This window comes from Candidatus Culexarchaeum yellowstonense (assembly GCF_024707025.1).
GTDB lineage: Archaea > Thermoproteota > Methanomethylicia > Culexarchaeales > Culexarchaeaceae > Culexarchaeum.
This window is the reverse complement of the sequence record NZ_JANGFQ010000131.1, coordinates 1-3796: the sequence shown is the minus strand read 5'-3', so window position 1 is coordinate 3796 and position 3796 is coordinate 1. Positions and strand designations below refer to the sequence as shown.

The 3796-nt window shown below is 39.1% G+C and carries 3 protein-coding genes; 1 reads left to right on the top strand and 2 read right to left on the bottom strand.

The genetic code is table 11. The annotated features are described in order from the left end of the window. Positions 1-231: 231 nt before the first annotated feature. The gene (locus tag MRT15_RS09550; protein ID WP_304329862.1) at positions 232-1773 is read right to left on the bottom strand and encodes a gamma-glutamyltransferase family protein; all 1542 of its coding nucleotides are present in this window, start codon (positions 1771-1773) and stop codon (positions 232-234) included. Between the two features lie 67 nt (positions 1774-1840). Further along, a complete protein-coding gene (locus MRT15_RS09545) occupies positions 1841-3133 on the bottom strand; it encodes a hypothetical protein (protein WP_304329861.1) in 1293 nt (430 codons plus the stop codon). Positions 3134-3298: 165 nt separating this feature from the next. Here MRT15_RS09545 and MRT15_RS09540 point away from each other — a divergent pair, with 165 nt between their 5' ends. Continuing rightward, on the top strand, positions 3299-3793 hold the full coding sequence (locus MRT15_RS09540; protein WP_304329860.1) for a flavodoxin: 495 nt from the start codon (positions 3299-3301) through the stop codon (positions 3791-3793). The last annotated feature ends 3 nt before the right edge of the window (positions 3794-3796 follow it).

Genomic DNA, 3796 nt, shown 5'->3' with positions numbered 1-3796 from the left:
CAGAGCTTGGGCCAACAGCCTTAATCCTTGAACCATCAATCACCACAGTAGCCCTATCAATAGGCTTACCACCACTACCATCAATTAGAAATCCATTAACCAATGCCAGAATCATATGGGCACCAAATATACTTAGCATGATAATCTATAGATAAAGGTAACTATTCACCATACAGCCATAATCAAAATCCGTAATTGAAAATATATAAAAGGGTTTATGAAAGTTGGGGGCTATTCTAAACCTATGGGTAATCCATCTCCACGGATATCAGCATATCCAACCTTCAATCTATCCCTAACTTCCACTATGGCTGCAACACCCATTCTTGATGGATAATCAATGATTTTACACTTAAACTTTTTAAGCTCACCGACACTATACCCCCTTTCACATTCAACAACATCACTTCCAAGTTCCCATCTGAAACGTGGAGTTTCGATAGCCAATTGCGGATTTAAACCGTAATCCACAATGCCATTTACTATTTGAGCATGAAGGAGGGGTCTGAAATGTCCTCCTGAAAGGCCCATAGCCATCCACCTTGAACCATAATTTAAAAGTAGGGCTGATAATGTGTGTAGAGGCTTCTTCCTAGGTTCAAGTCTGTTAACGTGATCATCAAGGAATGTGAATGATGACCCACGGGAATTCAATGTAATGTTGTATGTTGGTTCAGTGATGTATGAGCCGAAATTATGGAATACACTTTGAATACATGAAATTAAGTATCCTTTATCATCAGCAATGGCAAAGTATGTTGTATCAGCATCCATGAAGGATGCATGGATAGAGCCACTAATGCTACCGCTCTTCATGGCTTCTATAAATTCTTCAGAGAGCAATTCATCCACATCTTTACGCATAAACCTTGGATCACCAACATACATATCCCTAACAGCATAAGCCTTAATCGCGGCATCCAAAATGTTTTGAACTCTCTCCATGGATAGTATTGGGATGTTCATGAAATTGGAGTATTCAATAAGCTTCAAAATGTGTAGTGTGGTTACCCCTTGAGAGTTTGGAGGCATCTCATATAATTGCCACCCCCTATACCCCACTTTTATTGGCTTCTGAAATTCACTATGATAATACTTTAAATCATCCAAATCCATGGTTCCCCCAAGAGATCTAATGTAATCAACGATCTTCACAGCAATATCCCCCTCATAAAAGCTTCTAGCATCTTCAGCAATCAACTTCAAAGCTTCAGCCAACCCTTTAAAGGATAATATGTCACCTTCATTTGGGAAACCTTCATCAAGCCTATACGTAACCCTAGAACCATAATCCTTAATCAATTCACCACCAAGATTACGTAACGCCCTACAAAACCCCCTATGTGCAGGAAACCCTTCACCAGCAATCCTTATGGATGGCTCAAGAAGCTTACCCCACTCCATAGAGCCAAAAGCCCTCCACAAACCATACAATCCATCAACCATCCCAGGAACAGTAATGGAATGCACACCATGAACAGGCATAGACTCAAAACCCAAACCACGAAGATAATCCACAGTTAAAGCCTTAGGGGAATAACCACTACCATTAATAACATGGACATTACCATTAGGATCACGTAGAATAGCAAAGAAATCCCCACCCAAACCAGAAAGATGAGGCAAAACAACACCTAAAGTGAAAGCTGTAGCCACAGCTGCATCCACAGCATTACCACCAAGCCTCAAAACATTAGCACCAACACTGGAAGCCAATGGACTTTCAGAAGAAACAACACCACGAGTGGAATAAAACGGTGCACGAAAATACATGACAAAAATATATGACAAAACAATATTTAAACGGTACGCAACCCAAAAAGGTTGGAATATTATGGTTTTATGATGGTGGTATCCAAGACATGTGAACTATAAAAGAATGCTTATCATTACCTTCAAACCAACGGTAGTAGCGATGCTCCTTATTACCCCAGTTATGAACTATAACCTCGAGGTATGGGGAATTAATTAACTTGCGAGCTGCAGAGATGCTTGCATTGAAACTAACAATCTTACCACTTGGGAAGCCGAAGATGAAGGATGCGGGAGTCCACTTCCAATAACTCCCATCACCAACTTCAAATTCATCACCTATTTCAAATTCGATTTTAACATCAGGACAATCTTCAGAGATAACGTTATACCTTGATGGAGGCTTACCCCCACACTCACTACAGTTAATACGGTCACCAGCTTTTAGATCATCAAAATCAATGGGGGTCATTATGTAATACTCGTAATCTATGCGCCCCTCTTCTAAGGTAATAAAGTTTGAATCATACCACCTCTCACACTTATATCCCACATGCGCTAAAACTTCAACTGCCCCAGAATTAATTTGCGCAACGTAATCTTTTACACGTGATTTGACTGGAGTATTCCCAGAATTATACCATCCGGTATCGGTTGCTTCCAGCAATGTATAGTAGGGTGCAGAGGTTTCTTGCCATTTATACGTTAAGTCTCTACTGTGGTGGGAGAAGTACATGTAATTTATTAAGGTAATAGTCCATCTTGCCTCTATACCATCTATAGAGTGACATTCACCACATTTAACATAAACATAACATATTGTAAAACTGACTTCACACATATCCTGTGAATAACTACTCTTCAGAGTAGTGAATGCAGACCCCCTCATATGTAATGGAACCGTGACTTCAACACTCTTTATTGGCTGGTCTGGCTCGATTACAACGAACATGCCTCCAGCATAGTGTTCTGTTGCCACATGAACGTAGAGTTTAACAGGCTCATATATCGTTTTACCTGTGGCGGTAGACTTTATGGGTATCCTATTAACTTTAATGATGTATGTGAGGGGAGGAGTAACGGACATACCATACAACTTATCATAAACTATCCTATTGGATAAGCCATACTTATTCTCTTCCCCCGTGAAATCGTGTATAGCGATGAACCAAAGAGGATCTTGAACCAAAGTTCCATTGACCACTGGCTTTACAGTTAACTTTATGAAACCAGTAAGTCTACCTTGAAGTAAATCAAATAGCAATTGGTAAGCAAGTGGTATATCTCCGATTGAAAATCCCAACATGATTGCAGGAGTTACGAATATAGCAACCAACACTACTAGAAGTATACCTGTGAGTATAATTCGATTCCTAGACATACCTACACTACCAATACATTTTCCGGGAAAATATATATATATTGCTGAAAAATGGGAAGTGAAAACGTTTTCACAGGATTAGAACTCCATAATTCTAAATTGATAAGCAATGTATTAGTGAGTGAATAGAGTTAAATTTTAAATTGAATGGTAGGTGTAGGTGAAATGAGGGTTGCAATAGTGTATTATAGTAAGACTGGGAATACGAGGAGGGTTGCTGAAAGGTTGAAGTTTGATCTTTCTAAGCTAAATGTTAGTGTGGATTGTTTTGAGATTAGGGGTGTGCGGGAGTATTCGGATAGAATGTTGCATTTGAATTTGAGGCTAATTCGTGATGTGATGTTTGGAGAGGATGTTAAGATATGTGGGGATGAAGAGTTTAACCCCAATGGATACGATCTAATATTGATAGGTTCACCGATATGGTATAATAGGGTTACACCAGCCATAAGAACTTTCATGAAAAAGTATGCTGGAAAAATTGGGGTTCCAGTTGCATGCTTCACAACTTCAAAATTAAACATTAATTATTCAGATGAATTTAGGAGGCAACTTGAAAGTTTGGGTTATAAGGTTATGGTTAATAAAACTGTGGTCATTGGAAGTGAGGAGTCTGCAGTTAAAGAGTTTATTGAGGCTTTGAAAACGATTTTAAGGTGAAAG

Bases quoted from the DNA above. Each gene is read 5' to 3' on its own strand.
- MRT15_RS09550 (WP_304329862.1), bottom strand. From the start codon at position 1,773: ATGTATTTTCGTGCACCGTTTTATTCCACTCGTGGTGTTGTTTCTTCT.
- MRT15_RS09545 (WP_304329861.1), bottom strand. From the start codon at position 3,133: ATGTCTAGGAATCGAATTATACTCACAGGTATACTTCTAGTAGTGTTG.
- MRT15_RS09540 (WP_304329860.1), top strand. From the start codon at position 3,299: ATGAGGGTTGCAATAGTGTATTATAGTAAGACTGGGAATACGAGGAGG.